The organism is Actinoplanes sp. NPDC051411 (genome assembly GCF_040682075.1).
Taxonomy (GTDB): domain Bacteria; phylum Actinomycetota; class Actinomycetes; order Mycobacteriales; family Micromonosporaceae; genus Actinoplanes.
The window spans coordinates 1-3,228 of the sequence record NZ_JBFBAD010000268.1; the positions used below are offsets into that span (position 1 = coordinate 1).

Genomic DNA, 3,228 nt, shown 5'->3' on the forward strand with positions numbered 1-3,228 from the left:
GCCTTGACGGCAGCCGCGCTCGACGTGCATCCGGTGGTCGCCGCCGCGGCGCTGGTCGCGGCCCTCGGGGCGACCGGTTTTCTCGTACGCGGGCGGGCCCGTCGCCGGCCCGACCTCGCGAACTCCCTGCTCCAGTCGATGAACGAAGCGGTCATGGTGCTCGACGCCAACTACCGCGTGATCGACGTCAACCGGCGCTGGCGCGAGCTCACCGGGCACGGGGCCGACGAGCCGATCCGCTTCGACCCGCCGCCGATGCCCCCGGCGTCCGGCGGCGACTGGCTCCTCCCCCGGGCCGACGGCACCGAGGTGCCGGTGCTGGCCACGCTGGCCCCGATCGCCGGCGCGAACGGTGAGACGCGCGGCTACGTCGCCACGTACGTCGACATCGCCGACCGCAAGCGGGCCGAGGAGGCCCTGGCCGAGCGGGCCGACGAGCTGGAACGCGGCAACGCCCGGCTGGCCGCCGCGCTGGCCTTCAAGAACGACCTGACCTCGAGGCTGACCCACGACGTGGCCCAGCCGGTCAGCTCGATCGCCAGCCTCTCCGAACTGCTCTGCGCCGACTGGGCCGACCTGCCGGACGACATCCGGTTCGAGCTCGCCTCGAAGATCGACAAGAACACGCACCGGCTGATCAAGATGATGAGCGACCTGCAGCTGCTGTTCCGGCTGGATCCGGCGGCGATGAGCGCGCGGCGCTCCCCGGTGCCCCTGACTCTGGACCCGGTGGACGGTGTCGAGATCGACATCGACGAGAACCTGTCGGTCCTGGCCGATCGTGAACACGTGACCGCGGTGCTGCACAACCTGGTGAAGAACGCGCTGGAGCACGGCGAACCGCCGGTCGTCGTCACCGCCGCCCGCCGGGGCGAAACCGTCGTACTGACCGTGCAGGACAACGGTCCCGGGATTCCCGAGGAGTCGCTGCCCAACCTGTTCGGGCGGTTCACGCGCGGGCCCGGGCTGGGTCTGTTCATCGTGCGGCACCTGGTCGAGGCGAACGGCGGGAGCGTGCGCTACGAACAGGTGCGACCACGGGGCGCGCGGGTGGTCGTGACATGGGAAGCGGCCCCGGTCTAGGACCGGGACCGCTTGCTGTCGCCTTCCGGGGTCACATGTCCAGGGCGCTCCCGCGCTCCTCTTCGTTGATCATGCCGTCGCCCCAGGTGTCCCGGCGCGGGGTGCGGCCGCCCATCCGGGCCGACCCGGCCGCGCCACCGCTGAGCGGGGCCGCCTTCGCGATCCGCCGGCCGGGCGCCAGTACGTCGTCGAGGTCGTGCCAGCTGCTGATGCCGGGCGCGCTGGTGATGTCGACGTTCGTGCCCATGTCGGCCTCGGTCAGCCCGTGGTAGGGCAGGTCCGCGTCGCTGCCGTTGCTGCGCTCGGCGGCACCGGTGCCCCAGCCGGCGCCCGGCTTCGGGCGGTTGCGGATGCGGGCCGCCACCGAGGCCGGATTGGCGATCAACTTCGAGCTGGCGCCGCCCGGGAAGTCACCGAGCACGCCGCTCTCGACCAGGTTCTTGAAGGTGGACAGGTCGCTCTTGAGCCGCCGGGTGAGCGACGCCTGGCCGTGCCGGTCGCTGGGCGTGAGGAAGGCGATGTCCGCCTCCAGCTGGGCGACGATCTGGGTCTTCGTCTCGCCCATCGGCCGCAGCGTGATGGTCTCGGCGAGCAGCGGCCCCTCGGTCGTCGACCAGGAGACCCGCTCGTCGAGCGAACGCTCGGTGATCTGGGCGTCGAACTCGCGGCGATTGCCGTCGACGTCCATGATCCAGTGGGTCTGGTCGTGTCCGATCGGGGTCACCCGCTGGACCCCGCTCATGAACCGCGGATAGTTCTCGAACGCGGCCAGCTGCTCGTACACCGTGTGCAGCGGTGCACTCACCTCGATGGCCTGCTGAACCATACTCATCGCATCTCTCCCATACCTGACACGTTTTTCCGGCATGATCGAGCGTACGGAGGCGACTACTGTCCGCGTCCGCGTTTCGTGATACCCGGCCGTCAGACTCGGCGCAGGTACTGGTAGCGGCCCACCTCGGCGGCATATCGGGCATCACTCGCGGCGACCAGCGTCACCCCGGCCGAGCGCAGCATCGCCAGCAGGCGGGCCGACGGGCTGCGCCAGGCCTCACTGACCTCGACCACGGTGCCGGTCTGCCGGCAGGCGGCGGTGAGCGCGCTCAGCATGTCCGGCGTGACCACGGCGTCGTCCAGTCCGACCTGGGCGAGCAGGCTCAGCGGGCGGGCCAGCTGGGTGGGCGCGTAGCGCGAGGCGCGCTCCAGGCCGCGTACGGTCGCCTCGATCAGCGTCTCGGCGACCCGCTCCGGGGTGAGCTCGGCCGTGCCGAGCAGCGCGCGGACGTCGCGCGGGCCGACCGGTCCGCCGGCCAGCGGCAGGCGGGAGACCGCGACCGAGACCGCCTCCAGCGGAGCCAGGTCGGCCGGCCAGGCCAGCCAGCCGTCCGGCTGCACGACCTCGACCTCGGCGGCGACGCGCAGGGTCATCTCGGTGCGGCGCCGGGCCCGGCGCACGGCGTCGGCGTACGCGCCGAGCCACGCGGTGTCCGGTCCGACCTGATCGGCGAAGGTGACCGCGGTGAGACCGGCCTGGTCGGCGGCCGAGACGACCACGCCGACGCTGTCGCGCCCGGCCGAGAAGCCGGTGTGCACGTGGGCGTCCACCGTCAGGTCGAGGCCGTCGTCGACGGCGCTCATCAGGCCGCCGCCGATGCCCGTGTCCCGCTCTGCGCTCAAGTTCGCTCCCCAGCTCTGCCTTTGCGTGGTCTGGGAAAGAATGCGGGAGCGGTGTTGTCAGGCTCGGTCCGGCGGTGGTGCAGTTCGGTTCTGGTCGTCAAACACGATGCCCCGGCGCTCTACGCGCCGGGGCGGTCGTCGCTCATTCGGATTCCTCCGGAGATCGCAGCATCTTGGTGACGGCCTGGACAGCGTCCTCGGTCGGCGAGGCGGCCTCGCGGTTGGCGGCCTGCAGCTCGCGGTAGACCTCCTCGCGGTGCACCTGCACGTCGCGCGGCGCCTGAATGCCCAGCCGGATGACGTCACCCCGGGCCTCGAGCACCGTGATGATGACGTTGTCGCCGATCATCACGCTCTCACCGGCCCGCCGGGTCAGCACAAGCATCGGCCGTGCCCTCCTGCATCCCTGTTAAGGCAGAGGCGCGGTCGGGCGGCACGGCAGACACCACCGAGAGAGACGGGGACGAT

At 71.5% G+C, this 3,228-nt stretch carries 4 protein-coding genes; 1 reads left to right on the forward strand and 3 read right to left on the reverse strand.

Annotated features, from left to right (window positions below; translation table 11 throughout):
* Window positions 1-1,083, forward strand: a 1,083-nt coding sequence (locus AB0M88_RS53035; protein WP_364116230.1) for a PAS domain-containing sensor histidine kinase, incomplete at its 5' end; no start/stop codon positions are given.
* Window positions 1,084-1,114: 31 nt separating this feature from the next.
* Here the strand turns inward: AB0M88_RS53035 and AB0M88_RS53040 are convergent.
* The 3 genes from AB0M88_RS53040 to csrA all read right to left on the reverse strand — a co-directional run bounded on the left by AB0M88_RS53040 (window position 1,115) and on the right by csrA (window position 3,145).
* A complete protein-coding gene (locus AB0M88_RS53040; RefSeq protein ID WP_364116232.1) occupies window positions 1,115-1,915 on the reverse strand; it encodes an SRPBCC family protein in 801 nt (266 codons plus the stop codon).
* A 92-nt stretch (window positions 1,916-2,007) separates the two neighbouring features.
* Window positions 2,008-2,760: a hydrolase gene (locus AB0M88_RS53045; RefSeq protein WP_364116235.1), complete on the reverse strand. Its 753-nt coding sequence runs from the start codon at window positions 2,758-2,760 to the stop codon at window positions 2,008-2,010.
* Between the two features lie 142 nt (window positions 2,761-2,902).
* On the reverse strand, window positions 2,903-3,145 hold the full coding sequence (csrA, locus tag AB0M88_RS53050) for a carbon storage regulator CsrA (RefSeq protein ID WP_364116238.1): 243 nt from the start codon (window positions 3,143-3,145) through the stop codon (window positions 2,903-2,905).
* Between the last annotated feature and the right edge of the window lie 83 nt (window positions 3,146-3,228).

Bases quoted from the DNA above. Each gene is read 5' to 3' on its own strand.
- AB0M88_RS53040 (WP_364116232.1), bottom strand. From the start codon at position 1,915: ATGAGTATGGTTCAGCAGGCCATCGAGGTGAGTGCACCGCTGCACACG.
- csrA (WP_364116238.1), bottom strand. From the start codon at position 3,145: ATGCTTGTGCTGACCCGGCGGGCCGGTGAGAGCGTGATGATCGGCGAC.